The organism is Sulfitobacter sediminilitoris (assembly GCF_010667575.1).
In the GTDB taxonomy this organism is placed as follows: domain Bacteria; phylum Pseudomonadota; class Alphaproteobacteria; order Rhodobacterales; family Rhodobacteraceae; genus Sulfitobacter; species Sulfitobacter sediminilitoris.
In genome coordinates this window covers 543,610-567,885 of record NZ_JAABNT010000001.1, presented here as the reverse complement: position 1 = coordinate 567,885, position 24,276 = coordinate 543,610, and the positions used below count along the sequence as shown (strand labels likewise).

General features: G+C 58.8%; 26 protein-coding genes. 17 read left to right on the top strand and 9 right to left on the bottom strand.

Annotated features, from left to right (window positions below; translation table 11 throughout):
• The first annotated feature begins 289 nt into the window (after nucleotides 1–289).
• Complete coding sequence (locus tag GV827_RS23965; RefSeq protein WP_328823100.1) at nucleotides 290–577, top strand: sunset domain-containing protein; 288 nt, start codon at nucleotides 290–292, stop codon at nucleotides 575–577.
• On the opposite strand, the gene GV827_RS02785 is transcribed toward GV827_RS23965, so the two are convergent.
• On the bottom strand, nucleotides 578–1,978 hold the full coding sequence (locus GV827_RS02785) for a helix-turn-helix domain-containing protein (protein WP_164352139.1): 1,401 nt from the start codon (nucleotides 1,976–1,978) through the stop codon (nucleotides 578–580). It abuts the gene before it with no gap.
• Between the two features lie 73 nt (nucleotides 1,979–2,051).
• On the bottom strand, nucleotides 2,052–3,284 hold the full coding sequence (locus tag GV827_RS02780) for a multidrug effflux MFS transporter (RefSeq protein ID WP_164352138.1): 1,233 nt from the start codon (nucleotides 3,282–3,284) through the stop codon (nucleotides 2,052–2,054).
• A 171-nt stretch (nucleotides 3,285–3,455) separates the two neighbouring features.
• Here GV827_RS02780 and GV827_RS02775 point away from each other — a divergent pair, with 171 nt between their 5' ends.
• The 8 genes from GV827_RS02775 to GV827_RS02745 all read left to right on the top strand — a co-directional run bounded on the left by GV827_RS02775 (nucleotide 3,456) and on the right by GV827_RS02745 (nucleotide 9,682).
• Complete coding sequence (locus GV827_RS02775; protein WP_164352137.1) at nucleotides 3,456–4,988, top strand: acyl-CoA carboxylase subunit beta; 1,533 nt, start codon at nucleotides 3,456–3,458, stop codon at nucleotides 4,986–4,988.
• 138 nt (nucleotides 4,989–5,126) lie between these two features.
• Nucleotides 5,127–5,390, top strand: a complete 264-nt coding sequence (locus GV827_RS02770; protein WP_164352136.1) for a DUF7218 family protein — start codon at nucleotides 5,127–5,129, stop codon at nucleotides 5,388–5,390.
• 31 nt (nucleotides 5,391–5,421) lie between these two features.
• Complete coding sequence (locus GV827_RS02765) at nucleotides 5,422–5,817, top strand: cupin domain-containing protein (RefSeq protein WP_164352135.1); 396 nt, start codon at nucleotides 5,422–5,424, stop codon at nucleotides 5,815–5,817.
• Entirely contained in the window at nucleotides 5,814–6,194 is a 381-nt protein-coding gene (locus GV827_RS02760; protein ID WP_164352134.1) for a DUF6497 family protein, read from the top strand. Before GV827_RS02765 ends, GV827_RS02760 begins: the two co-directional genes overlap by 4 nt.
• 214 nt (nucleotides 6,195–6,408) lie before the next feature.
• On the top strand, nucleotides 6,409–6,555 hold the full coding sequence (locus GV827_RS23315; protein ID WP_204325675.1) for a hypothetical protein: 147 nt from the start codon (nucleotides 6,409–6,411) through the stop codon (nucleotides 6,553–6,555).
• A gap of 90 nt (nucleotides 6,556–6,645) precedes the next feature.
• Complete coding sequence (locus GV827_RS02755) at nucleotides 6,646–7,002, top strand: hypothetical protein (RefSeq protein WP_164352212.1); 357 nt, start codon at nucleotides 6,646–6,648, stop codon at nucleotides 7,000–7,002.
• 313 nt (nucleotides 7,003–7,315) lie between these two features.
• Nucleotides 7,316–7,522 carry a hypothetical protein gene (locus GV827_RS02750; protein ID WP_164352133.1) on the top strand — a complete coding sequence of 69 codons (207 nt, stop codon included), beginning with the start codon at nucleotides 7,316–7,318 and terminating at the stop codon, nucleotides 7,520–7,522.
• Nucleotides 7,523–7,636: 114 nt separating this feature from the next.
• Nucleotides 7,637–9,682, top strand: coding sequence for an acetyl-CoA carboxylase biotin carboxylase subunit (locus GV827_RS02745; protein ID WP_164352132.1), 2,046 nt, complete (start codon nucleotides 7,637–7,639; stop codon nucleotides 9,680–9,682).
• Nucleotides 9,683–9,902: 220 nt separating this feature from the next.
• On the opposite strand, the gene GV827_RS02740 is transcribed toward GV827_RS02745, so the two are convergent.
• Nucleotides 9,903–10,358, bottom strand: coding sequence for a DUF4174 domain-containing protein (locus tag GV827_RS02740; protein WP_164352131.1), 456 nt, complete (start codon nucleotides 10,356–10,358; stop codon nucleotides 9,903–9,905).
• Between the two features lie 99 nt (nucleotides 10,359–10,457).
• On the opposite strand from GV827_RS02740, the gene GV827_RS02735 reads away from it, so the two are divergent.
• From GV827_RS02735 to GV827_RS02700, 8 genes are all read left to right on the top strand, one after another.
• Nucleotides 10,458–11,462: a hypothetical protein gene (locus tag GV827_RS02735; RefSeq protein WP_235930100.1), complete on the top strand. Its 1,005-nt coding sequence runs from the start codon at nucleotides 10,458–10,460 to the stop codon at nucleotides 11,460–11,462.
• On the top strand, nucleotides 11,431–13,554 hold the full coding sequence (gene scpA / locus GV827_RS02730; protein ID WP_164352130.1) for a methylmalonyl-CoA mutase: 2,124 nt from the start codon (nucleotides 11,431–11,433) through the stop codon (nucleotides 13,552–13,554). Before GV827_RS02735 ends, scpA begins: the two co-directional genes overlap by 32 nt.
• Before the next feature lie 74 nt (nucleotides 13,555–13,628).
• On the top strand, nucleotides 13,629–14,240 hold the full coding sequence (locus GV827_RS02725) for a VOC family protein (RefSeq protein ID WP_164352210.1): 612 nt from the start codon (nucleotides 13,629–13,631) through the stop codon (nucleotides 14,238–14,240).
• Nucleotides 14,240–14,728: a GNAT family N-acetyltransferase gene (locus tag GV827_RS02720; protein ID WP_204325674.1), complete on the top strand. Its 489-nt coding sequence runs from the start codon at nucleotides 14,240–14,242 to the stop codon at nucleotides 14,726–14,728. Before GV827_RS02725 ends, GV827_RS02720 begins: the two co-directional genes overlap by 1 nt.
• Nucleotides 14,729–14,759: 31 nt before the next feature.
• Nucleotides 14,760–15,440, top strand: a complete 681-nt coding sequence (locus tag GV827_RS02715; protein ID WP_164352129.1) for a molecular chaperone DjiA — start codon at nucleotides 14,760–14,762, stop codon at nucleotides 15,438–15,440.
• Nucleotides 15,440–16,471 carry an endonuclease/exonuclease/phosphatase family protein gene (locus GV827_RS02710; protein ID WP_164352128.1) on the top strand — a complete coding sequence of 344 codons (1,032 nt, stop codon included), beginning with the start codon at nucleotides 15,440–15,442 and terminating at the stop codon, nucleotides 16,469–16,471. The genes GV827_RS02715 and GV827_RS02710 overlap by 1 nt, the downstream gene beginning before the upstream one ends.
• Before the next feature lie 29 nt (nucleotides 16,472–16,500).
• Nucleotides 16,501–16,875: a hypothetical protein gene (locus GV827_RS02705; protein ID WP_164352127.1), complete on the top strand. Its 375-nt coding sequence runs from the start codon at nucleotides 16,501–16,503 to the stop codon at nucleotides 16,873–16,875.
• The gene (locus tag GV827_RS02700; RefSeq protein ID WP_164352126.1) at nucleotides 16,875–17,267 is read left to right on the top strand and encodes a VOC family protein; all 393 of its coding nucleotides are present in this window, start codon (nucleotides 16,875–16,877) and stop codon (nucleotides 17,265–17,267) included. The genes GV827_RS02705 and GV827_RS02700 overlap by 1 nt, the downstream gene beginning before the upstream one ends.
• A gap of 57 nt (nucleotides 17,268–17,324) precedes the next feature.
• Here the strand turns inward: GV827_RS02700 and ppx are convergent, their stop codons facing one another.
• From ppx to GV827_RS02670, 6 genes are all read right to left on the bottom strand, one after another.
• Nucleotides 17,325–18,908 (bottom strand): exopolyphosphatase, encoded by a 1,584-nt coding sequence (gene ppx / locus GV827_RS02695; protein ID WP_164352125.1) that lies wholly within the window; start codon nucleotides 18,906–18,908, stop codon nucleotides 17,325–17,327.
• A gap of 93 nt (nucleotides 18,909–19,001) precedes the next feature.
• Nucleotides 19,002–21,176 (bottom strand): RNA degradosome polyphosphate kinase, encoded by a 2,175-nt coding sequence (locus GV827_RS02690; RefSeq protein WP_164352124.1) that lies wholly within the window; start codon nucleotides 21,174–21,176, stop codon nucleotides 19,002–19,004.
• Nucleotides 21,177–21,235: 59 nt separating this feature from the next.
• Nucleotides 21,236–21,916 (bottom strand): HdaA/DnaA family protein, encoded by a 681-nt coding sequence (locus GV827_RS02685; RefSeq protein WP_164352123.1) that lies wholly within the window; start codon nucleotides 21,914–21,916, stop codon nucleotides 21,236–21,238.
• Nucleotides 21,917–22,999: an AI-2E family transporter gene (locus GV827_RS02680; RefSeq protein WP_164352122.1), complete on the bottom strand. Its 1,083-nt coding sequence runs from the start codon at nucleotides 22,997–22,999 to the stop codon at nucleotides 21,917–21,919.
• A gap of 78 nt (nucleotides 23,000–23,077) precedes the next feature.
• Complete coding sequence (locus GV827_RS02675; protein WP_164352121.1) at nucleotides 23,078–23,575, bottom strand: anthrone oxygenase family protein; 498 nt, start codon at nucleotides 23,573–23,575, stop codon at nucleotides 23,078–23,080.
• Between the two features lie 20 nt (nucleotides 23,576–23,595).
• Nucleotides 23,596–24,225 carry an NAD(P)-dependent oxidoreductase gene (locus GV827_RS02670; RefSeq protein WP_164352120.1) on the bottom strand — a complete coding sequence of 210 codons (630 nt, stop codon included), beginning with the start codon at nucleotides 24,223–24,225 and terminating at the stop codon, nucleotides 23,596–23,598.
• Nucleotides 24,226–24,276: the final 51 nt, after the last annotated feature.

Genomic DNA, 24,276 nt, shown 5'->3' with positions numbered 1-24,276 from the left:
GTAAAGTGAGGGTCGTGGACGGAGACACGATAGATGTGGGCGATACACGTATCCGGTTGCACGGGATCGATGCACCTGAGCGTGATCAGCCCTGCACCACGCTGACAGGACAGAACTGGGGCTGCGGGGATTGGGTCATGCGGCAGGTGCAGGACCGGTTCGACGGGGTGCCGGCGCGTTGTGAGCCGGTGGATCGGGACCGCTATGGGCGCGTTGTTTTGCAGGCGGTCAGGACATTGGGCGCGTTTTGGTTCGCGAGGGGTTGGCCTATGCCTATCGCAAGTATTCCATGGACTATGACCTGGATGAAAAGGCGGCCCTTGTTGCGGAGAGGGGCATTCATGGGTTTGCCCTGCAATCGCCTGCGCGCTACCGGCTGACGCGGACACTGGGGCGGGACGCACCGGACCCCGAATGCCGCATCAAGGGTAATATCAATGCGCAGGGCGCACGGATTTATCACATGCCGGGGCAAGAATTTTACGAGCGCACGGGGATCAGGCCGGAGAAAGGGGAACGCTGGTTCTGCTCTGAGGCGCAGGCTCGGGCGTCGGGGTGGCGTGCGGCTAGGCGCTGATCATTCCACACGGTAGGGCAAGACATCACGGCGGTCCGGGTCCACTTTGAGCTGACGCTCCAATGGGGGTACGGCACGTTGATGACAGCTTTTGCGCTCGCAAATCCGGCAGGAAATCCCGATGGGTTCAAAAGCGCTGTCGCGGGTCAGATCGAGACCATCTGCATAGACCAATTGATCCGCGTGCCGCATCTCGCATCCCAGCGCAATGGCATAGCGCCGCACGGGTGCCCCGTAGCGGCCCGCTGGTTTGCTGATGTCGCGTGCCAGACTGATATAGCGGACTCCGTCAGGGGTTTCGGCCAGTTGTCGCAGGAAGCGGCCCGGTGTTTCGAATGCGCGGTGCACGTTCCACAGGGGGCATGCGCCGCCAAAGCGGGCAAATTGCAAGCGGGTCGCCGAGTGGCGCTTCGTGATCGTGCCGGCCTGATCGACACGGACAAAAAAGAAAGGCACGCCTTTGGCACCGGGGCGCTGCAAGGTCGACAGCCGGTGGGCCACTTGTTCAATGGAGGCGCCGAAGCGGCTGGAGAGCACTTCCAGATCGTGGCGGCAGTCTTGCGCCGCCTGATGGAACCTCTTGTAGGGCAGCAGGGCTGCGCCTGCGAAATAATTGGCCAGACCGATCTTGGCGATGTCACGCGCACTTTCTGTGGTGAAACGGGCAAGATCGAGGGTCGCTTCGAGTAACGTATTCTGGCTGATCAGGGCGAGTTGCAACAACAGCTGGAACGTCTGGGTCTCTGGCGTGGCCAACGACGAGATCGACAGCGTGCGGGCTTCGGGGTCATAGCGGCGCAGCGTATCTGCGTCCGAGAAGGAGACGGAAACGCCTGTCTCTTGCAGCGCGGCAATCGCGACGGAGCGCATGGATGTCTCGGCGTTGTGACGGGTGGCGAAATGTTCGGCGGCGCGGTCAACGGCGTCGATGTAGTTATCGCAATAGTGAAAGAAATCCCGGACTTCCTCCCAAGGGGAGGGTGCTGCGCGGGCATCTTCGCGTCCCAGCGCCTCGTCCAGAGAGGCGAGGCGTTCGTGGGTCTGGCGGTAGTTCTGGTGCAGGTCCAGAAAGGCGCGCGCAAGGCCCGGTGCGTTGGACGCCGCAAGGCGGATGTCTGCAAGGGGCGGCATCTTGCCCTGAAAGACCGGATCGGCCAAGGCTTCGCGCATGTCGCTGACAAGGCGTTCCCCGTCGCCTGCGCTGAGTTCGGTGACGTCGAGGCCGAATTCAGACGCGAGGCCCAGTACCACCGTTGTGGAGACGGGGCGGTTGTTGTTTTCCATCTGGTTGAGATAGGGCAGAGAAACGCCCAGCCGCGCGGCAAAATCCTTTTGGGTCAGATCAAGCTTCGTGCGCAACTCGCGCAGTTTGGCCCCGGCATAGAGTTTTTGACTGGCCATCGGCACGCCCTTTGCAGCTTTGCAGCTGGCTGGACCCTAGCTTTGCAAAGGGGGGCGTTCAAGGGGGCGGTGATCAGGCGCGCAGTTGAAGCGTGCGCTCGCGTCGGATGACCACCAAAATTGAAAAGACCCCGGCGATCGCCGTCAACTGCATGATCAGGATCAGCGGATAGGCCCCGGTTTCGGGCGTCAGCAGGAGCCCCGCCAGAACAGCAAGGCCAGAGCCGCCGCCAATCATGATTGCGCCGCCAAGACCGGATGCGGTGCCGGCCAGATGAGGGCGGACCGAAAGCATCCCGGCGGTGGCGTTGGGAATGCACAGGCCATTGCCAAGGCCGATCAGCGTCATCATGCCAAAGAATGATTCGGCCGTTCCATAGCCTGCCAGAAAGATGAGCAGAGACAGGGTGCCGCCCGTCGCATTGGCCAGACACCCCCACATCACCATGTTGTTGACGCCAAAGCGCTGGGCGAAAAGACCGGTCAGCCAGTTGCCACAGAAATATCCCACGGCAGGAGCGCCGAAATAGATGCCAAGCCAGAAGGGATCGAGGCCGAAGACCACCGATCCCACGAAGGGCGCACCGCCAAGATAGGCAAAGAAGGCGCCCGAACAGAAAGCAGCGGCCATCGCATAGCCCCAGAACCGCGGCGAACGCAGAAGTTCGGGGTATTCGCGAAACTGGCCGAGGATGGAGTTGTTGCTTGCGACCGCTGTTTCGCCCATGTCGCGGATCACCAGCAGAAGAATGGCGGCCGCAATTGAGAACATCAGCCAGAATGTCAGGTGCCAGTCGCCAAACTGTTCAATTGACCCGCCCACGGCGGGAGCAATCATCGGTACCAACGCCATGCCCATTGTCACGTAGCCGATCTTGGAGGCCGCCTGATCCTGCGTGTATAGATCACGCAGCACTGCGCGGCTGAGCACCATTGCCGTGGCAATGACCGCTTGCAGGATGCGGAAGGTCAAGAAGACCGCAGTGTTCGGCGCATAGATGCAGCCCAGGGTCGCGACCATAAACAGCAAAAGCCCGGCTATCATCACCGGACGCCGACCAAGGTTGTCTGATATCGGGCCGATGAAAAGCTGCATCACTGCGCTGAACAGCAAATACAAGGGGACCGACAGCTGCATCACCGCGTAGGACGTGCCGAAATATTCTGCCATTTGCGGGAGGCTTGGCAGAAAAATGTTCATGACCAGCGCTGACAGACCCGCAAGTAATATCAGTGTCGAGACGTGTGGCGGCGTGCTGCGGTCGAGGAACCGAATTGAGGGAGCAGGGGCTGAAGTCGCATTCATGCAAATGCAAGTAATCCGGCATGTGTAGGTTGTCGAGCATACATCGTGATATTTGCAAATTTTCAATTTGCTCGAACATATCTGCATAAGATTTGCAAATATTCACAATGGCTCTTTTCACAGACCCTTTGTGGTCTCTATTATGTGCCAAATGTTTAGCAGGGGTTTGCCATGAAAGATATTCTCGAACAGCTCGAAGAGCGGCGTCAGACGGCCCGTATGGGCGGCGGTCAGGCGCGGATTGACGCGCAGCACGGACGCGGAAAACTGACCGCGCGGGAACGGGTCGATCTGTTGCTGGACGAAGGATCCTTCGAAGAGTTCGACATGTTCGTCACGCACCGCTGCACCGATTTCGGAATGGAAAAGCAAAAGCCTGCGGGCGATGGTGTTGTCACGGGCTGGGGCACGATCAATGGTCGGCTTGTCTACGTCTTCAGTCAGGACTTTACGGTTCTGGGCGGGTCGGTGTCCGAAACCCACGCCAAGAAGATCTGCAAGATCATGGATATGGCGATGCAGAACGGCGCACCGGTGATTGGCATCAACGATTCCGGTGGTGCGCGTATTCAGGAAGGCGTCGACAGCCTTGCAGGCTACGGCGAGGTGTTCCAGCGCAACATCATGGCGTCCGGCGTGATCCCGCAGATCAGCGTGATCATGGGGCCATGTGCGGGCGGTGCGGTGTATTCCCCTGCGATGACTGATTTTATCTTTATGGTCAAAGACAGCTCTTACATGTTCGTGACTGGCCCCGAAGTGGTCAAGACCGTGACCAATGAGCAGGTGACGGCCGAGGAGTTGGGTGGGGCAAGCACGCACACCAAGAAATCCTCAGTCGCGGATGCGGCGTTTGAGAATGACGTTGAGGCGCTTGCGGAAGTGCGCCGCCTGGTGGATTTTCTACCGTCTAATAACCGTCAGGCCCCGCCTGTGCGCCCGTTCTTTGATGATCCGGAGCGGATTGAACCGTCGCTCGACACGCTGGTGCCGGAAAATGCGAATACACCGTATGACATGAAGGAACTCATTCTCAAGCTGGCGGACGAGGGTGATTTTTACGAGATTCAGGAAGATTTCGCCAAGAACATCATCACCGGTTTCATGCGTCTTGAGGGGCGCACGGTGGGTGTGGTCGCCAATCAGCCGATGGTGTTGGCGGGCGTGCTGGACATCGACAGCAGCCGCAAGGCTGCGCGGTTCGTGCGGTTCTGTGATGCCTTTGAGATCCCGATTCTGACACTGGTGGATGTTCCGGGCTTCCTGCCCGGCACGACACAGGAATACGGCGGCGTCATCAAGCACGGTGCCAAGCTGCTGTTTGCCTATGGTGAAGCGACGGTGCCGATGGTGACGGTCGCCACCCGCAAAACCTACGGCGGTGCTTACGTAGTGATGGCGTCCAAGCATCTGCAGGCCGATTTCAACTATGCCTGGCCTACGGCCGAGGTCGCCGTGATGGGCGCAAAAGGGGCGGTGGAGATCATCCACCGCGCTGACCGCAACGATCCCGAGAAGATTGCCGAACACACCGCACACTACGAGGAGCGGTTTGCCAATCCCTTTGTCGCGGCTGAGCGCGGCTTTATCGACGAGGTGATCCAGCCACGCACGACGCGCAAGCGGATTGCGCGAGCGTTTGCATCTCTGCGGCATAAAAAGAAAGAGATGCCGTGGAAGAAGCACGATAACATTCCGCTGTGAGAACGGTGATGTTGTGTTTTGTGTCTGAGGTGCTGGTGCCGATCGTGGGCGGCCAGTCCACCGGTCAGGACGGCGCAATCCGCCGCGCTGACGGAACAATTGCGCCTGCTGCGTTGTTCTCCGGGAAAGGAGAACGACATGACATCGGACCACGGACCCAGCATCAAGGACGACGAGACCTACGAAAGCCTGCGCGAGGATGGCGCATCGAAGGAAAAGGCCGCACGCATTGCCAATGCGCAGGCCAACGACAATCAGGCGCCCAGCAAGAAGGGTGGCAAACAGCCACCTTACGAGGAATGGACCAAGGACGACCTATACGAACGGGCGCAGGAATTGGATATCGACGGACGTTCGGACATGGACAAAGAAGAGTTGATCGAGGCGCTACGCGACCACTGACTTTTGTCGCAGCCCTCAAGGGGGGTGCGGCATGAAGCTTTGGAAAAATCAGGCATTTACGATCGCCCATGCAGATGACGGGAAGTTTGAAGGCGCGGGCATTCGCCCGTTTTTCGAATACCGTGACCTTGGCATCAAAGACGCCACAAAAGGCAAGTACGGTGCGCATGTGATCCGTGCGGTGCCGGGCATGGAAAGTCCAGCAGTCTGGCATTCGCATGATCTTGACTTCCAGATGGTTTACATCACCCAAGGCTGGGTTGTCTTCGAATACGAAGGGCAGGGCGAGCATATCTTGCGCGCAGGGTCCTGCGTGCTCCAGCCACCGGGGATCAAGCACCGTGAAGTACGCCATTCCGACGATCTGGAACTGATTGAGATTATCTCGCCAGCCGACTTTGATACGTCCGAGGAGGAGGCCCTGTGAAGAGCCTTCTTGCTGCGGTCATTTTTGCAGCCAGCCCCGCGCTGGCAATCGATGTGCCGTCTGGCCAGCCTGTGGAATTGCAAGAGGTGCTGGTAGATGAGATCGGCACTGAAACGTGGCTGCGGTTTCGCTTTATCGCACCTGAAATCACGCGGGACGGTGGAGCGGTCGACTATGAGACTGCTGCTTTTGACATGTCGCATCTGTGTGATGTTTTGGCCCTGTCCTACATCGACCAATACGCACTGAGTGGCGATGTGATTGTCATATCGCTTTCGGATCGAGCCACAGAATTTGGAACAGCAGACCCCAATGCCACGCAGTTTTTTGAGGCATACAGGCCGGTAGATAATGTCTGTATCTGGGAGGGTTTGTGATGCAGCCACAACATCTTGCGCGTGAATGCTCATGTGATCAGTTGATTGAGGCTTTGGCGTCACAAGTCTGCCGATTGCCGAACCTTCAGTATTTTTTCGGCACCGATTGTTTTATGGTGCGGGCAAGGAATACCCAAGTATCCCTTACCTCAGAAACGGGGCGTGTGAGGCAGTCATATAATGCGCGCCCCACTCACATAGACAGGAGACATAGATGTCAAAGAGCATCAAATTCTTGGCAGCCATCGGTTTCGTCGCCGCTGTTGCCGCATGCACATCCGGCCAGACAGAAGAAGAGTATGTCGTGGTTGAGCCCGAGCCCATCTCGGTCGAGCCAGCGTACACCGGTAAGTACAAGTAAGCGCATTCCGGGGCAGGCGATTGTGCCTGTCCCAACCCGCACTCCCCGCGCCCCCTTTCATATCGGGGAGGGTGCCTGATGCCAGCCTATATGCTGAAACATCGCGGGTTTCCGGGCCGTTTGCCCGGCACCGATTTCCAATTCACCATTCGCCGCCCCAATCCAAAGGGCGTCACGCCGATCATACGGCGCGAGCGGCGCTCTGATCGTCGTCCACCGGACCGCCGCGCCGATGCGGCCTTTATGAAGGCACTTTGGGAGCATTTTGGCGATCAGCCGTTCGAGCGCGGCAATCTGGATGCGGGCCGTTTATCATGGCTTTTTGGGCGCGAGGTTCTGCCTGCAAGTGATCCGTTTGACCCTGAAGACTATGAAGCTCTCCTCGTGATTGATGAGGCGCGCGCCCGTGCGTCGTTTCCCGAAGCCTTTGACGAGGGATCGGCGTGATCTTGCCTTCAAAATCCATGAATAAGCGGGCGTTAGCCGATTTTTCCCGCAATTGGTGTGGTCCCTTGGCGGTGCTGTCTGCATCCGCCACGGTCGCAGATGTTGAATGCGATTCCCCCCAGGAGCCGTCTTTGACACACCTAAACCATACCCCTTCCCCTCAGGGGCAGTACAACACCGCACTGTTTGTACTGCCCCATTTTTTCGGGTTTCACCAAAAGGGGGGCGCGACCCATGCGCTTGCACCCGGCGTGGAACCTCAGCTGTGTTCCCGCGTTGGTCTAGCAAGCAAGAGCAGACAAGGAACAGCAACATGTCCATCAAGACCATTTCATTTGCCCTCATCGCCTGTGCAGGGCTTGCAGCCTGTGGTGACACGCTTGGCGAACAAGCGTTGGGTGGCGCGGCCGTCGGCGCAGGTGCTGCCGCGATCACCAGCGGCAGCCTTGCTCAAGGTGCAGCCATCGGTGCTGCGGGCAATGTCGCCTACTGCCAACTCTACCCCGGCAGATGTAACTAAAACCACGTTCGGCGTGCGCGGCTTTGAGCCGCGTCGTCCCCGTTCATCACACCCCGCACGGCGTCTGCCGTTGCGGGGTGTTTGCGTTTCTCACAAGACCCAGAAGGACATCCCATGTTCAAGAAAATCCTGATCGCCAACCGGGGCGAAATCGCCTGCCGTGTTATCAAGACCGCGCGCAAGATGGGCATTCAGTCCGTTGCTATCTATTCAGATGCCGACGCTCAGGCGTTGCATGTCCAGATGGCGGATGAGGCGATCCATATCGGCCCACCCCCTGCGAACCAGTCCTATATCGTGATCGACAAGGTGATGGCGGCGATCAAGGAAAGCGGCGCAGAGGCGGTGCATCCGGGTTATGGCTTCCTGTCCGAGAATTCCAAATTCGCCGAGGCGCTTGAGAAGGCCGGTGTGGCCTTTGTCGGCCCGCCTAAGGGCGCGATTGAAAAGATGGGGGACAAGATCACCTCAAAGAAGATCGCTCAGGAGGCCGGCGTTTCGACAGTGCCGGGCTACATGGGGCTGATCGAGGACGCCGAAGAAGCGGTCAAGATTTCCAACGAGATCGGTTATCCGGTAATGCTTAAGGCGTCTGCCGGGGGCGGCGGCAAAGGCATGCGGATCGCGTGGTCCGATGATGAGGCGCGCGTGGGCTTCCAGTCGTCTAAGAACGAGGCGGCGAATTCCTTTGGTGATGACCGTATTTTCATTGAAAAGTTCGTCACGCAGCCGCGGCACATCGAAATTCAGGTACTGTGCGACGCGCATGGCAATGGCATCTATCTGGGCGAGCGTGAATGTTCGATCCAGCGCCGCAACCAGAAAGTGGTGGAGGAAGCACCAAGCCCCTTCCTTGATGAAGCGACCCGCAAGGAGATGGGTGAGCAGGCTGTCGCGCTGGCCCAGGCGGTTGGATACACCTCAGCAGGCACGGTTGAGTTCATCGTGGACGGCAACAAGAACTTCTATTTCCTTGAGATGAACACGCGTTTGCAGGTGGAACACCCCGTGACGGAGCTGATCACTGGTGTCGATCTGGTCGAACAGATGATCCGCGTGGCCAATGGCGAGAAGCTGACGATCAAGCAGTCGGACGTAAAACTTAACGGCTGGGCCATTGAAAACCGACTTTATGCCGAAGACCCTTACCGTGGCTTTTTGCCATCAATTGGCCGTTTGACCCGCTACCGCCCGCCGCAGGAAGTGGCGGCAGGCCCGCTTCTGGACAATGGCAAATGGCAGGATGATGCGCCTGAGGCCATGATGGCGGTGCGCAACGACACCGGCGTCTACGAGGGCGGCGAGATCAGCATGTACTACGACCCGATGATCGCCAAGCTGTGCACTTGGGCTCCTACGCGTGCGGAGGCCATTGAGCAAATGCGCGTGGCGCTCGACAGCTTTGAGGTCGAAGGCATCGGGCATAACCTGCCGTTCCTTTCTGCCGTTATGGATCATCCGATCTTTATCAACGGCGACATGACGACCGCCTTTATCGAAGAGCAGTATCCCGATGGATTTGAGGGGGTCGAACTGGCCGAAGCCGAGTTGCGCCGGATTGCGGCGGCGACAGCGGCAATGCACAGGGTAGCCGAAATTCGCCGTGCGCGCGTATCTGGCCGGATGGACAATCACGAGCGCAAGGTTGGCGCTGACTGGAACGTGACGCTTCAGGGGCATTCCTTTGATGTGACGATCAAAGCGGATCAGACCGGCGCGACGGTTCGGTTCGAGGACGGCAGTGATATGCGCGTCTCGGGCGATTGGACGCCGGGCGACAAACTTGCCCAGATGACCGTGGCGGATGCGCCGTTGGTGATGAAGGTCGGCAAGATATCCGGCGGCTTCCGCATCCGTACCCGTGGCGCTGATCTGAAGGTACATGTGCGCACCCCGCGACAGGCGGAACTGGCACGCAAGATGCCCGAAAAAGTACCCCCGGACACCTCCAAGATGCTGCTTTGCCCGATGCCGGGTCTGGTGGTGAAAATGGATGTGGCCGTGGGCGACGAAGTGCAGGAAGGTCAGGCGCTTTGCACCATCGAGGCGATGAAGATGGAGAACATCCTGCGCGCTGAGAAAAAGGGTGTCGTGTCAAAGGTCAACGCAGAAGCGGGCGACAGCCTGGCGGTGGATGACGTGATCATGGAGTTCGAATAGAGCGCAATGTCCCCGGATGTGTCCATAGATACATGGTGCAAGACTGACGTCGGCAATTGTCTGTCGGCGTCATCAAATGCTGTGTGGACGCTTCAGGATGGGATACGCATGGATAGAACAGTGAAATCGGCGCACGCGTGATGACCGGGCTTCTTTGCATAAGCTGGGGCACCTGTTGTGGTCCAAAGACAGCTGGTCGGCGCAGAGCCTCCCGCGGCTATTATCGCTCGCGGGCGGCTTCTTTTTCTTCTCTGATCTCGCGTTTGCGCATCGGCATCTTGTCGATGCTGCGCGTGATCTCGCGAACGTCCCAAGGGAATGGTTTGCGCAGCTTTACGCCGCCGTCCTTGCCAACCAGCACCAGCATGAAGCCGCGTGGCCGCATCTTGAGCCTGAGCGGAGAACGGGCTTCGGGGTCGGTGTCGGTCAATACGATCACATCGCGCTCCAGCAGCGCTTCGGGACGCTGGCCCAGCAGTTCAAGCTGTTCGATATACGCCGGGTCGTCCTCGCTGTCTGCAAAGACCAATACGGGGCGCTTTTTCCAGCGAAATTCGCTTAAATCAGCCATATCTGCAGCCACAAAGAGAGTTTCGAGTTCAACCACGTCTGTCTCCTGTGCCACCCCACTGGAGGCAATTAATCCAGCAATTACAATAGGTATAAGGCGTTTCATGTCTTCTCCTGTTGTCTCAGATATAAGCGTGATTTGGCCAAATGCGATGGCTAAATCGTCTCAGGTGCGCATTAAGCGCACAGCAAGGGGTTTTCTGGCATGAAAGAGGTGATCCTCGCATCATGGCCGAACGGGGCGGCCCCTTGGAAAAGGCTGGGCCAAAGGCTTATGGACGTCATCTTGCACCTTGGGGTTCACCGCACCGCGACAACCACTTTTCAGCATTACATGCGCGATCATGTGGACGATCTGGTTGGGCAAAATGTTGGGTATTGGGGGCCGCAGCGCTGCCGGAAGTCGGTATTTCCCGGATTGTTTCGTTCTGTTCTCGGCCAAAAAGGTCGCAATGTGGCGCAACGGGCCGAAGGGCGCATTCGGATGTTTAGTCAGCAGGCGCAGTTACGTGGCGTGCAGGAACTGCTGGTGAGTGATGAAAACCTGCTTGGCAATTGCGCCCAGAACCTGAGGTTTGAGCGGTTGTATCCCGGCGCGGGGGAACGCGTGGCAAGAATTTCGGCGGCTTTTGGTGGACGGTTGCGGCGCATTGTGCTGTCGATCCGTAGCCCCGAACTGTTTTGGGCCTCAGCTTCGGCTCTCGCGGTCTCGCGGGGGCATCCTGTGCCTTCAGCTGCACGCTTTGCCGCGATTTCGGAAGGCCGCCGGACGTGGCGCGATGTCATTACTGACCTGGCCTGCGCTGCGCCAGGGGCCGAGATTAAGGTTCTGCCGTTTGAGGCGCATGCAGGTCGTCCCGACGTGGTCTTGCATGCAGCCCTTGGGCGAGACGCGCCACGGGATGATAGGCTGCGTTGGCTGAACCGATCTCAGGATCTGCCCGCCTTGCGCGCAACACTGGCGCAGCATGGCGCAGATTCCAATCAATTGCCGGACGGGGTAGGGCGTTGGCAGCCCTTCACGGACGAACAAATCGCACGCCTGCGCGAGAATTACGCGGATGATCTGCATTGGCTTACTGCCGGGGCGGATGGTCTGGCGACACTGACAGAGGACGCGCACCTGACAAGAGCGGACACAAGTCTGCCAACGGGTGCAATGACAAAAGGACAAGGATATGACGAAGGACAAATGGCGCAGCACCGCTGAGGCCGAACTGCGCGGCCGCAGTCTTGATGATCTGACATGGAAGACGCTGGAAGGGATCGACGTACAGCCGGTCTATGATGCGTCCGATCTGGACGGTGTCGATCATTTGGGCTCCATGCCCGGAGAGGCGCCCTTCACGCGAGGCGTGAAAGCAACGATGTACGCGGGCCGGCCGTGGACAATCCGGCAATATGCGGGTTTTTCGACCGCCGAAGAATCCAACGCCTTTTACCGCAAGAACCTGGCCGCCGGTCAGCAGGGGGTCTCAGTCGCCTTTGATCTGGCGACACACCGGGGCTACGACAGCGATCACCCCCGTGTTGAGGGCGACGTGGGCAAGGCCGGCGTGGCGATTGACAGTGTCGAGGACATGAAAATCCTGTTCGACGGTATCCCGCTCGACAAGGTGTCGGTTTCCATGACGATGAATGGTGCCGTGATCCCGATCCTTGCGAACTTTATTGTCGCTGGCGAAGAGCAGGGGCATGACCGCGCCGTACTGTCGGGCACGATTCAGAACGATATTCTGAAAGAATTCATGGTCCGCAACACGTACATTTATCCGCCAGAGCCGTCGATGCGGATCATTGCGGATATCATCGAATATACCTCGAACGAGATGCCCAAGTTCAACTCGATCTCGATCTCCGGCTATCACATGCAGGAAGCGGGGGCGAACCTGGTGCAGGAGTTGGCGTTCACTTTGGCCGATGGTCGCGAGTATGTGCGTGCCGCCATTGAGCGGGGCATGGACGTGGACAAGTTTGCAGGGCGTTTGAGCTTCTTTTTTGCAATCGGCATGAATTTCTTCATGGAAGCCGCCAAGTTGCGTGCCGCGCGTCTGCTGTGGCATCGCATCATGGCTGAGTTCAATCCAAAGAACCCCAAGTCGTCGATGCTGCGGACCCACTGCCAGACGTCGGGAGTGAGCCTTCAGGAACAGGATCCTTACAACAACGTGGTGCGCACCGCATACGAGGCGATGGCGGCGGTTCTGGGCGGCACTCAGTCGCTCCATACCAACGCGCTGGATGAGGCGATCGCGCTGCCAACCGAGAATTCGGCCCGCATCGCACGTAATACGCAATTGATTTTGCAGGAAGAAACCGGCGTGACCAACGTCGTCGATCCGTTGGCGGGTTCGTATTATGTCGAAAAGCTGACCCATGATCTGGCTGAAGAAGCCTGGAAACTGATCGAGGAGGTCGAGGAGTTGGGCGGCATGACCAAGGCTGTTGCCACTGGCATGCCGAAGCTGCGTATTGAAGAAGCGGCGGCCCAGCGTCAGGCCAACATCGACCGGGGCACAGAGGTCATCGTCGGGGTGAATAAGTACCGGCGCGACAAGGAAGATCCGATCGATATTCTTGATGTCGACAACGTCGCGGTGAGGGAGAGCCAGATCAAGCGGCTGGAAACCATCCGCGCAAGCCGTGATGACGCCGCGTGCAAAGCTGCGCTGGATGAATTGACGCGCCGGACGAAAGAGGGCGGCAACCTGTTGGAAGGGGCCGTGGACGCCGCACGCGCACGCGCCACCGTGGGAGAGATTAGCATGGCAATGGAAGAAGAATTCGGCCGCCACCGGGCAGAGGTAAAAACCCTCGCCGGGGTGTATGGTGCTGCATATGAAGGCGACGAAGGTTTTGCCGCAATCCAGAAATCGGTTGAGCAATTCGCCGAAGAAGAGGGCCGTCGCCCCCGGATGTTGGTCGTCAAGATGGGTCAGGATGGTCACGACCGGGGGGCCAAGGTGATTGCGACCGCCTTTGCCGATATCGGTTTCGATGTTGATGTCGGCCCGCTGTTCCAGACACCAGCAGAGGCCGCACAGGACGCGGTAGACAACGACGTCCATGTGATCGGCATTTCATCGCAGGCGGCGGGCCACAAGACATTGGCACCGCAGTTGGTCAAGGCGCTCAAAGAGGCGGGAGCCGAAGACATCCTTGTCATTTGCGGGGGCGTCATTCCCCAGCAGGATTATCAGTTCCTCTATGATGCAGGGGTCAAGGCGATCTTTGGGCCCGGCACGAACATACCTGCGGCGGCAGAGGATATCCTTAAACTGATCCGCGAGGCGCGGCGCTGAAAAAGGGGGAAGGCCACGCGCCTTCCCTTATCTCTTGGCGGTAACCTGATCTGTAAGGAAAAGACATGTCGCAGATGGAGTTGGACCATATCGCGGTAAGTGCCGGGACTTTGGCCGAGGCAACGGCTCATGTTCAGTCTGCGTTAGGCGTTCCTTTGCAGCAAGGTGGGGAGCATGCAGTCTTTCACACCCACAACACGCTGCTGGGGTTGGAAGATGGGCTTTATCTTGAGGCGATTGCGGTCAATCCGGCTGCGCCGACACCTGACCGTCCGCGCTGGTTTGACCTTGATCGTTTTTCCGGTTCGCCGCGGCTGACAAACTGGATCTGCCGCTGCGCGGACCTGGATGCGACGCTGGCTTCTTTGCCTGACGGATTTGGCGCGCCGGTGTCCCTGCAGCGTGGTGATCTGCGGTGGCGTATGGCCGTTCCGGCCGATGGGGTGCTTCCCTTTGACAACTGCGCGCCCGCGTTGATTGAGTGGGAGGGTGACGTGCATCCCGCCCCCTTGCTTACGCAACAGGGTGCACGGCTAGACCGGCTGACGGTCCGGCACCCTCGGGCTGCCGATCTGCAATCGATGCTTGCGAGCCACTTGAATGATCCCCGCGTTCAATTCGAAGCAGGAGCCGCCGGACTGGAGGCTCAGTTCACCGTGGCAGGGGTGGCAAAGGCGCTTTACTGATGATCAGGCCCGCGACAGTTTCGGATGCAGAGCGCATCGCGGCGCTTTGGAATGATATGATCCGCGATTCGCTTGCGACGTTCACGACCGAAGAAAAAACTGTCAGCGCGACACGCCAGTTGATTCAAGAGAGGTCAGACGCTTTCTGGGTGATTGATGAGGAGGGCGACTGTGATCTGGGGTTCGTGACCTATGGTCCGTTTCGTGCAGGTCCAGGTTATGCCGCGACAGTCGAGCACACGATCATTCTGGGGCCATCCGCGCAGGGCAGGGGATATGGCCGTCAGTTGATGACCCACGCTGTGGCAGCCGCAGCCGCGCAGGGGCATCATGTCATGGTCGCCGGGATCAGTTCGGCCAATCCGGCGGCGGTCGCATTTCACCGCGCATTGGGGTTTCGCCAGACCGGGCATATGCCGGAGGTTGGACGCAAGGCAGGGCAATGGCTTGACTTGATTTTGATGCAGAAAACGCTTCAAGCGCCCTGACTTCCCGCGCAGGCTCAGCTAGGGTTCGCCCATGTCGATCTGGACCCGCATCACCGAGGCGCTTTCCGCGCTGACCTCAGGCGAGGGGCTGGCAGCCGTCTTTGACCGGTTGCGCAGCCCGCCGGAGCGGTCGGTCGCCTTTACCATCGCCGTGATCGCGCTGGGTGCGAAGATGGCCAAGGCAGACGGGCTGGTGACGCGGGACGAGGTGACGGCCTTTCGGGAGGTGTTCCAGATCGCCGAAGGTGACACTGACGGGGCGGCGCGGGTGTTTAACCTCGCCCGGCAGGACGTGGCCGGTTACGACGATTACGCCAAACGCATTGCTACGATGTTTCAGGGCCAGCCGGACATGCTGAGCGATCTGATGGAGGGGTTGTTCCACATCGCCATGGCGGATGGGAAATATCATCCGAACGAAGATGCGTTTCTGGAGGATGTGGCGCGGATTTTTGGCATGTCGGATAATGATTTTGCCTCTCTCAAGGCGCGGTTTGTGCCTGACACATCGCCCTTGCCCCATACCGTTCTTGGCATTGCGCCGAATGCCACGCTGGAAGAAGCGCGCGTGGCGTGGCGCAAGCTGGTGAGAGACAACCATCCCGATGCATTGATCGCACGTGGCCTGCCTGAGGAAGCGGTGCGCATGGCCGAGAAACGCATGATCGACATCAACCGGGCGTGGGAGACGCTTTCGGGAAAGGCTGCCTGATGCGGATCGCGACCTATAACGTCGAATGGTTTTCCGCGCTGTTCAATAACCATGATGAGCTTTTTAACGACAACGGTTGGTCGTCGCGGTATAACGTGACGCGGGCACAGCAAACAGCCGCGCTTGGCGTTGTGTTTCAGGCGATGGATGCCGATGCCATCATGGTCATCGAAGCCCCGGATCAAAGCAAAACGAACGCGACTATCCGGGCGCTGACTAATTTTGCGAACCATTTCAATTTGCGCACGCGCGAAGTTGTTATGGGGTTTTCCAACGATACAGAACAGGAAATCGCTCTGCTGTACGACCCTTATGTGATGGTCGCAGAACATGATCCGAAGGGCGTGTTTTCCGGTCAGGAAGGGGCCACCGGTGCGCCGCGATTTGACGGTACCCTGCTGATCGACCTCGACATTGACGCGACTGAAGACAGGGTGGTCTTTTCCAAGCCGCCGCTTGAGATTGCGCTTCAGACAGCGAACGGCTTTGATTTCCGCATGATCGGCGCGCACCTGAAATCCAAGGCACCGCATGGCGCTGGCAGTTCCGCCGAAATGCTGACGCTGAACATTGCCAACCGGCGCAAGCAGTTGGCGCAGGCGGTCTGGTTGCGCGCACGGATTGAAACGCATCTGGCAGAGGGCACACCGCTGATCGTTCTGGGTGATCTGAATGACGGTCCGGGGCTTGATGAATTCGAAAGCCTTTTTGGCCGCTCTTCGGTCGAGATCGTGATGGGGCAAGACGACGGTGCGGGGCTTTTCGATCCGCATGCACGTCAGGCACTCAGCCGTCGGTTGGGCGCTCAGCCTACGACGGCACGGTTCTGGATCAGGCCGGAAAAGCGTTTTCTGCAAGCGCTTCTGGACTATATCATGGTGACGGACGATATCCGCGCAAAAGGTGCGAAATGGCGGATCTGGCACCCCTTGGACGATCCGCAATGCTGGCAGAACCCGGAATTGCGCGATGCTCTGGTTACCGCCTCCGACCACTTTCCGGTGACGCTCGATTTCGATGACCGCTCGTAATTGGCGTCGGATTGACCTATATTTGCAGTATGAAACGAACGTTACCTTTTGTTGTCGCGCTCTGGCTTGCGGCCCCTGTGGCGCAGGCAGAGGATGCTGATGAGCCCGGGTTGTCCCTGATGGAGCGGGGGGCGCAGATGTTCATGGAAGGCATTTTGAAAGAGATGGAGCCGGCCATTGAGGAGTTTCAGGGATTTGCCGATGAGATGGGGCCGGCGTTGCGGCAGTTTGCCAAAGAAATGGGCCCAAAGCTGGGCGAGCTTCTTGAAGAGATTGAGGATTGGAGCGCCTACCAACCGCCCGAGGTGCTGCCGAACGGTGACATCATCATCAGGCGCAAACCGGATCATCCACTGACCCCGCCGGATACGCCGACAAAGCCTGCACCGCAGATCGAGCTTTGATGTCGTCTGCGTTCAACGCCATCCGCGCGGTGGATTACACTGTAATCATCACGCGCGACATGGGTGCAATGCGCGCATTCTATGAGGGTGTTCTTGGATTTGAGCTGGAGCGCAGCCTGTCCGAGAACTGGTTTGAGTATCGCATTGGCAATACGATTTTGTCGCTTTCATCGCCGGGCCTGACCAAAGACGATCCGCCCATCCCTCATGGGACAGCGGCGCTGCAGCTTGCATTCCGGGTGCCCGTCGAAGCGGTAGATGCCTGCGCGGCGGAACTGTCGGAAAAGCGTATTGATATCGTGTCGCAGCCAGCGGACCGCGATTTTGGCCACAGGACGCTGTTCTTTCGCGATCCCGACGGTAATCTGCTTGAGGTCTATGCAGAGATCTGAGCCGGTGTCACTTCTGCGCGGGTGTCATGTGCGCCTAGTCGGCTGTCCTCACGTCTTTCAGCCTTGCTTCTTTGACTTCACCGTCTTGATCTCAACCTCGGCCCCCAGAGAGGCCGCAAGTGAGTTCAGACGCGCTTCTGCCACTTCGCCAAAGAGCGGCAGCATGTCCTGCGTCAACCTGAGCTGAAGAATTTTCTTTTTCGAGAACCACCGCAATTCACCGCGGTCTTCGTCCGGGGTCATCCAGAGCATCGCGCCGAAACGCATGGCCTTGCCCAGAACTTCAGCTTCGGCGCGCGCCTTCTTGTCGATCATATCGTAGAGATCCTCGAACCGACGGTTTTCCCGTTTGTTGGAATAGCGGTGCAGCAATGCCAGCCCCAGAAAGACCCGTTCGGAATGCTTGAGGCCGCCCAGATTGGCGCGGGTGGCGTTGTCAAAACAAACTTCGGCCCGGTAGTCAGGATGGGCTCGCCAGCTGACGTCATGGAGCAGGCAGGCTGCCTTCACCAGACGCTTGCGCGGCCCGGAGGCCGATTTGTAGAGCGGCAGGATGAAATCATAGAGGATCTTGCCAAAGCCCGGCATCCGCGCATCCTTGGCCTCGGCAAAGCGGCAGGCCTCGATCAGCGGATCGCGGTCGCGCAGGCGTTGGGGCATTTGCTCGTACAGCATGCCTTCGCGGATGCCGTAACTGGAAAGGGCGATGTCCTTGGGCTTGAAAGTCTTGACCAGACGGCTCAGCACTTCGGCGGCAAAGGGCACCAGCGCCATCCGGCTGGAGGATACGCCGGATATGGCGCGCAATTCTTCAAGGTCTGTGTTCTTGATGAATTTTACCGTAGCAGAGACGGCGCGTGGCGTCATGCGGTACTCGTGCAGAACGTGCAGGGGATAGCCACGCCGCACCATGTCGATCCGCGCAATTGCCCGCCAGGACCCGCCAACCAGAAACAAGCGGTCGCGTTGTGCGCCCATGGTTTCCTTGAGGCCCTGCATGATCTCCTTGATGTGGGCATTGCGTGCCTTGGCGCCGCCTTTCATCTCGCGAAGCTTGAGGGGTCCAAGTTGCGAGGTCACGCGGCGGCCGACGCGCCCGCCGGAGATTTCTGCCAGTTCCATGGACGAGCCACCAATGTCGCAGACCAGACCATACGCCCCGGGCCAGCCCAAGAGAACGCCCTGTGCCGACAGGCGTGCTTCCTCTTCGCCGTCGATGACCCAGATGCGCAGGCCAGTTTCGCGCATAACGTCATCACAGAAGGCGCGGCCGTCGCTGGCGTCGCGGACCGCAGCCGTTGCTACGACGGACAGTTCTGTCAGCCCCATCCCATCGGCCAGCTTTTTGAATCGCCGCATGGCAGACAGCGCACGTGTCCGCCCTTCGGGCGACAGATGGCCTGTTTCGGCCATGCCAGCCCCCAAGGCGCACATGATCTTTTCGTTGTAGAAATACGCAGGCGACCGTGCAGCCCCGTCAAAGACTACCAACCGGACGGAGTTTGACCCGACATCCACCACACCGACCCGCGCGAGGGCGCGTGCGCTGGGGTCTTCGAACAGAGGTTTGCCAAAAAGCCCCAGATCGGCCACGCCTGTTTCGGGAACAGCCGGGCGGGTCATCTCGGTCTGGTCGTTCATGCGCATCCCCGTCGCTTGATTAGGCGGCAAGATGGGTCACCCGGTGGACAGGGTCAATGATTAACCGGGCGGCAGAGCGGATGGAGAACCGTCTCAATCCTCAGTATGGGTCAGCTTGGGCACATCTGACGCCCCCGCAGAGCCACGCCCGGAGAGAGAGGGGTTTTCCATAAAGAAGCGGTGGCAATTAAAGGTGAATTGCCCTTCCTGGTAGGCTGGCCGGGAAAAGCTGCCATCGGCTGCCATGATCCAGCTTTGCGCCACGTCGGCAAGGTTTGCCGCCATGATCTGGCTCACGATTTGCGCTTTCACGGTGGCGTTCTCAATCTCAACCAAAGTCTCTACGCGCCGGTTCAGATTGCGGCCCATCCAGTCAGCCGAAGAGATGAACACGCGGGCCTTCTTGTGTGGCAGCCCGTAGCCGTTGCCGAAACAGACGATGCGCGAGTGTTCAAGGAAACGGCCCACGATGGATTTGACGCGGATGTTTTCGGACAGCCCCTTGATACCGGGGCGCAAACCACAAATGCCGCGAATGACAAGGCTGATCTTCACGCCAGCCTGAGAGGCCGCGTACAGCGCGTCGATGACCTCTGCGTCGATAAGCGAGTTCATCTTGGCCCAGATCACCGCCGGTTCCCCTGCCTTTGCATGCGCTGCTTCGGCGGCAATCATTTCCAGCAGGCGCGGCTTGAGCGTGGTCGGTGAAATCGCGAGGTTATCAAGGCTGTCGGGCTGGGCGTAGCCAGACAGGTAGTTGAACACCTTGGTCGCATCCCGTCCTAGTTTGGCATCGCAGGTAAACAACGACAGATCGGTGTAGATACGTGCTGTGATGGGGTGATAGTTGCCTGTACCGTAATGCGTGTAGGTTACCAGTTGGTTTCCCTCGCGGCGTACCACGGTTGAGATTTTTGCGTGCGTTTTCAGGTCGATGAAACCATACACGACATGGGCGCCTGCGCGTTCCAGCCTGCGCGACTGACGGATATTCGCCGCTTCATCAAACCGTGCCTTCAGTTCAACCAGTGCCGTGACCGATTTGCCGTCTTCGGCAGCTTCGCAGAGTGCTTCAACAATCGGGCTGTCGCGTGAGGTGCGATAAAGCGTTTGTTTGATCGCCACGACATCGGGGTCGCGTGCGGCCTGCGCCAGAAAGCGGACGACCATGTCGAACGTCTCATAAGGATGATGCAGCAGCATGTCTTTTTGCCTGATCGCGGCAAACATATCCCCGTCGTGGTCGGTAACGCGTTCTGGGATCCGTGGGGTGAATTGGGGCCATAACAGGTCGGGCCGGGCGTCGGTGACAAGTTCTGACAGGTCATCGACCCCGATCATGCCAGCGATCTCGATCACATCGCGCTCCAGCACGCCCAGCTCCGCCATGATCACCGCTTTGAGCTTTTCCGGTGCGCCAGCGGAATGGGTCAGGCGTACGACTTCACCCCGGCGGCGGCGCTTCAGCGCGACTTCGAACTCGCGCACGAGGTCTTCGGCCTCGTCCTCGACTTCCAGATCACTATCCCGCAGCACGCGGAATTCAAAGTGTGATTTAAGTTTGTAACCGGGGAAGAGGTCGGGGATGTGGATGACCAGCAGGTCCTCCAGCGGCAGGTAGCGCAAAGTGCCTTCGGGTGCCGGAAGCGCTACAAAACGGTCGATCTGCGCAGGAATTGGCAACAGGGCCTGCAGCGGGCGCTTGTCACTGCTGCGTTCCAATTGAAGCGCCAGTGCGTAGCCGGTGTTGGGGATGAACGGGAAGGGATGCGCAGGGTCAATCGCCAGCGGTGACAGAACCGCGAAGACCTGATTGAGAAACACTTCCTTGAGATAACTGAGATCTTCATTGCTGAGGTCTGCGATCCGCTCAAGGTAGATATTCTGTTCGTCCATCTCGGCCATCAGATCGACCAGCACCCGCTGTTGGGTCATCATCAGGCTTCGGGCGTTTTCGTTAATCAAAACCAGCTGTTCGGCGGGCGAAAGGCCGTCGGCGGCGGGTGTGGTGTTGCCCGCATGGGCCAGTTCGCGCAGGCCTGCGACGCGGACCGTGTAGAATTCATCAAGGTTGTCGGCGGATATCGACAGAAAGCGCAGCCGTTCCAGCAGGGGGACGCGGGGGTTCTCGGCCTCTTCCAGCACCCGCCAGTTGAAGCCAAGCCAGCTGAGTTCGCGGTTGTAGAACCGGCCTGGGCCGCTGATGTCCAGATCGGGCAGGTCGATGGCGGGAGGGAAATCACCCTTGAGAAAATCGGTTTGGGTCATGGCGACCTTATTGTGCAGAAGTGTCAAAGAATTGCGACAGTTGCGCCGCAGGCCCAGTATCACGCGCCGGGGGCGTCCTTGTCCAGCACCTGCACGGCAAGGTGACGCGTGATGGGCCGCTTAAGGGCCAGACTGGCGGCATCAAGCCGTTCCACCAGATCAATCGCTGCTGCAAAGGAACGGTCCATGCGGCCCAACAGATAGCGGATCAGGTCTGGTTTTGGCGTCAACTGGCGGTCGGCCAATAGTTTGACCAGCAACGCCGACAGCAAAGAGTCGTCCGGAGCGTCCAATTGTGCAGCGGTTGTCCCCTGCAGACGGCTCACAAGATCGGGGAGGCGCAGACCCCATTGTGTCACGGGGCCGGTGCCGGTGAACAACAGGTGATGCTCTTCGGAGAGCGCAAGGTTATGCAAATGAAACAGCGCTGTCTCGGCCTCTGAATTTCCCGCAATATCGGGCACGTCCTCAACCGCGACTGGCCCTTGCGCCAACTCTGGGACGTCCTCTTGCCGTAGCTCCCTGGCGCTTATGATACGTGCACCCGACATCTCTGCCCAGACATGGGTCAGATGCGTCTTGCCCGCACCCTCCGGACCGGTCAGCACCAGCTTGTCACCCGCCCAGTCATGCCAGGCGTCGATCATCGCCAGTGCTACGGCGTTTGACGGGCTTACAAAAAACGCATCCCGCCCCAGCGCGGTGCGGCTGGGCAGATCTAGGCCAAGTTGCTGGGCCATTTACGCGTCGTCCGCCTCGGCGTGTTCGTGGCGGCCGGTGCCACGGTACAGCAAGCTTTGCTGATATTGATCGACCGCGAAGCGGGCCAATACGCCGATGGCCGCCGCCAGTGGAACAGCCACAAGCATCCCGACAAAGCCGAAAAGCGTGCCAAATACCGACAGAGCGAGGATCAACCAGACAGGGTGCAGTCCCACCGAACTGCCGACAAGTTTGGGGGTAAGCACGTTGCCTTCAATGACCTGACCCAGCCCGAAGATACCTGCGACCAGCCCGATAGAGACCCAATCCCCCCAGAACTGAAAAAGCGCCAGACCAATCGCCAATGCGCCGCCGATGAGCGCGCCCAGATAAGGGATAAAGGTCAGGACGCCCGCAACAAACCCGACCACAAGGCCAAACTGAAGACCGACAAGCATCAGCGCGATGGCGTAATAGGACCCAAGGATCAGGCAGACAGTGCCCATGCCGCGTACAAAGGACGACAGGGTTGCATCGATGTCTTTGGCAAGGTCGCGTATGACCGGTGCGTGATCGCGGGGCAGCAGCCGGTCGATGGAGGCAATCATGCGGTCCCAGTCCAGCAGCAAATAGACCGACACCACTGGCACCACGACAAACAGCAGCAAAACGTTGATGATGGAAGCGAAAGAAGAAAGCGCCGTTTCGAGAAGTTCGCCCCCACGTTCCTGAATGGTCGCCCCGATGGAGTTCAGCGAAGTGCGCAATGTCGACCCTTCGTCAAGCAGGGCCGGGAAGCGTTCAGTCAGGAAGTTGGTGAAATTCTTAAAGAGCTGTGGTGCTGTCTCGATCAGGCTGGCAGTTTGGTTCACAAGGGTTGGGATCACCAGAAGGGCAACCAAAACAAAGGTCAGTATCGCGATGATTGTGATCAGCAAAGTGGCCAACGCCCGACTGCAACCCATGCTTTCCAGCTTGTCAGCGACCGGATCCAGGAAATAGGCAATAGCGCCACCCAGCAGGAACGGCACCAGCACATCGCCCAAAAACCATAGGGCCACAAGGAAGACTGCGGCGGCTACTCCCCAGTACTTCAGTTGATCTCGTATCGGGAGGGCCATGTGAAACTCCGGTTGCGCGTCCTTCTGACATTGCGCAACCGGTGGATGGTTTCAAGGGGAGGGGTGTGAAAACTTCGATCACGCACCCCCTGCAATCAGAACCGCGCTGACCGCGTAGCAGATCGAGGCCCCCAACGCCGTGACCCATCGGACGTGGTTCCAGCGTACCCAACCCCTGACGTAATCTGGCCAATAGGCCTGCGCCGCGGCACCCGCTTGAGGCATGGCTTCAAGCCGCTTGTTCATAGGAATGTTGCCGCCTGCTGAGACAACAAAGACACCGATGATGTAGAGTGCGCCCGCCGCGGTCAGCCAGGTGGCTACCGGCCCATTGACAAATACAATCGCAAATCCTGCCACAGCCCCGGAAACCGGGATCATCCCGATCAGAAGCACCATGAAGATGGACCGGTAAACTTCGCGGTTGATGATCTGCATCGCTTCGGTGCCCCCGGCCGGTTCAGTGGCCCGCAATGATTTCATCACGAAGTCCGAGAAAGTCAGGAAGACCCCTGCCACAAGGCCGGTTGCCATGCTGAGGGTTAAAAGACCCCATACGGTGAATGGTATGGTCATATCGATGTCCTTTCGATTAGTCAGTTGGAGATTGCGACAGCACGCCCGGCATAGCGCAGGTCATTCAGTTGGCGTGCAAGGAAGCTGGCAATGTCTGCCCGGGTGATTTTGAGGGTCAGGTTGCGCTCTGACGGACCGAATGCTTCCTTGTAGGTTCCTGTGGCGGGACCGTCGGAAAAGGCACCTGGGCGGACGATGGTCCAGTTCAAGCCGCTGGCGCGGACAAGCTGTTCTTGTAGTTCGTGGTCCTTGAACACGGGACGCAGTAACGCGCCAAACATGATGCGCTTCCAGAAGAAGTTCAGATTGTCCCAGCTTTCATGCGCGCCGAGCGTCGATTGGCAGATCAACCGTGAAACGCCGTGCTTCTGCATCCCCCGTATCACGTTCATCGTGCCCTCAGAGCGCACCATGCTTTTACGCGACATGCCCGCGCCCAGTGTCACGATCACGGCCTCATGCCCGTCAATGGCCTTGGCAACATCGTCTTCGTTCAATGCGTCGCCGGTCTGCAAGGTCAGCTGCGGGTGCGAGATCGCCAGCTTTTCGGGGCTGCGCGCGAACGCCGTCACATCATGCCCTTCGGCCAACAGTTGTTCGACGGCCAGGGTCCCGATTGTGCCAGTGGCACCGAATACAATTGTTCTCATCTTAATCTCCATTTCTGCCTTTACACCGTGTAAAGTTGACATGGTGTCAAT

What these genes read in the sequence shown, in the direction of transcription:
- GV827_RS23315 (WP_204325675.1), top strand. Translation starts at nt 6,409, where the DNA reads ATGTCAAAGAGCATCAAATTCTTGGCAGCCATCGGTTTCGTCGCCGCT.
- GV827_RS02785 (WP_164352139.1), bottom strand. Translation starts at nt 1,978, where the DNA reads ATGGCCAGTCAAAAACTCTATGCCGGGGCCAAACTGCGCGAGTTGCGC.
- GV827_RS02780 (WP_164352138.1), bottom strand. Translation starts at nt 3,284, where the DNA reads ATGAATGCGACTTCAGCCCCTGCTCCCTCAATTCGGTTCCTCGACCGC.
- GV827_RS02755 (WP_164352212.1), top strand. Translation starts at nt 6,646, where the DNA reads ATGCTGAAACATCGCGGGTTTCCGGGCCGTTTGCCCGGCACCGATTTC.
- GV827_RS02690 (WP_164352124.1), bottom strand. Translation starts at nt 21,176, where the DNA reads ATGACCCAAACCGATTTTCTCAAGGGTGATTTCCCTCCCGCCATCGAC.
- GV827_RS02700 (WP_164352126.1), top strand. Translation starts at nt 16,875, where the DNA reads ATGTCGTCTGCGTTCAACGCCATCCGCGCGGTGGATTACACTGTAATC.
- GV827_RS02710 (WP_164352128.1), top strand. Translation starts at nt 15,440, where the DNA reads ATGCGGATCGCGACCTATAACGTCGAATGGTTTTCCGCGCTGTTCAAT.
- scpA (WP_164352130.1), top strand. Translation starts at nt 11,431, where the DNA reads ATGACGAAGGACAAATGGCGCAGCACCGCTGAGGCCGAACTGCGCGGC.
- GV827_RS02770 (WP_164352136.1), top strand. Translation starts at nt 5,127, where the DNA reads ATGACATCGGACCACGGACCCAGCATCAAGGACGACGAGACCTACGAA.
- GV827_RS02775 (WP_164352137.1), top strand. Translation starts at nt 3,456, where the DNA reads ATGAAAGATATTCTCGAACAGCTCGAAGAGCGGCGTCAGACGGCCCGT.
- GV827_RS23965 (WP_328823100.1), top strand. Translation starts at nt 290, where the DNA reads ATGGACTATGACCTGGATGAAAAGGCGGCCCTTGTTGCGGAGAGGGGC.
- GV827_RS02735 (WP_235930100.1), top strand. Translation starts at nt 10,458, where the DNA reads ATGAAAGAGGTGATCCTCGCATCATGGCCGAACGGGGCGGCCCCTTGG.
- GV827_RS02745 (WP_164352132.1), top strand. Translation starts at nt 7,637, where the DNA reads ATGTTCAAGAAAATCCTGATCGCCAACCGGGGCGAAATCGCCTGCCGT.
- GV827_RS02750 (WP_164352133.1), top strand. Translation starts at nt 7,316, where the DNA reads ATGTCCATCAAGACCATTTCATTTGCCCTCATCGCCTGTGCAGGGCTT.
- GV827_RS02740 (WP_164352131.1), bottom strand. Translation starts at nt 10,358, where the DNA reads ATGAAACGCCTTATACCTATTGTAATTGCTGGATTAATTGCCTCCAGT.
- GV827_RS02675 (WP_164352121.1), bottom strand. Translation starts at nt 23,575, where the DNA reads ATGACCATACCATTCACCGTATGGGGTCTTTTAACCCTCAGCATGGCA.
- GV827_RS02680 (WP_164352122.1), bottom strand. Translation starts at nt 22,999, where the DNA reads ATGGCCCTCCCGATACGAGATCAACTGAAGTACTGGGGAGTAGCCGCC.
- GV827_RS02685 (WP_164352123.1), bottom strand. Translation starts at nt 21,916, where the DNA reads ATGGCCCAGCAACTTGGCCTAGATCTGCCCAGCCGCACCGCGCTGGGG.
- GV827_RS02765 (WP_164352135.1), top strand. Translation starts at nt 5,422, where the DNA reads ATGAAGCTTTGGAAAAATCAGGCATTTACGATCGCCCATGCAGATGAC.
- ppx (WP_164352125.1), bottom strand. Translation starts at nt 18,908, where the DNA reads ATGAACGACCAGACCGAGATGACCCGCCCGGCTGTTCCCGAAACAGGC.
- GV827_RS02720 (WP_204325674.1), top strand. Translation starts at nt 14,240, where the DNA reads ATGATCAGGCCCGCGACAGTTTCGGATGCAGAGCGCATCGCGGCGCTT.
- GV827_RS02715 (WP_164352129.1), top strand. Translation starts at nt 14,760, where the DNA reads ATGTCGATCTGGACCCGCATCACCGAGGCGCTTTCCGCGCTGACCTCA.
- GV827_RS02670 (WP_164352120.1), bottom strand. Translation starts at nt 24,225, where the DNA reads ATGAGAACAATTGTATTCGGTGCCACTGGCACAATCGGGACCCTGGCC.
- GV827_RS02725 (WP_164352210.1), top strand. Translation starts at nt 13,629, where the DNA reads ATGGAGTTGGACCATATCGCGGTAAGTGCCGGGACTTTGGCCGAGGCA.
- GV827_RS02705 (WP_164352127.1), top strand. Translation starts at nt 16,501, where the DNA reads ATGAAACGAACGTTACCTTTTGTTGTCGCGCTCTGGCTTGCGGCCCCT.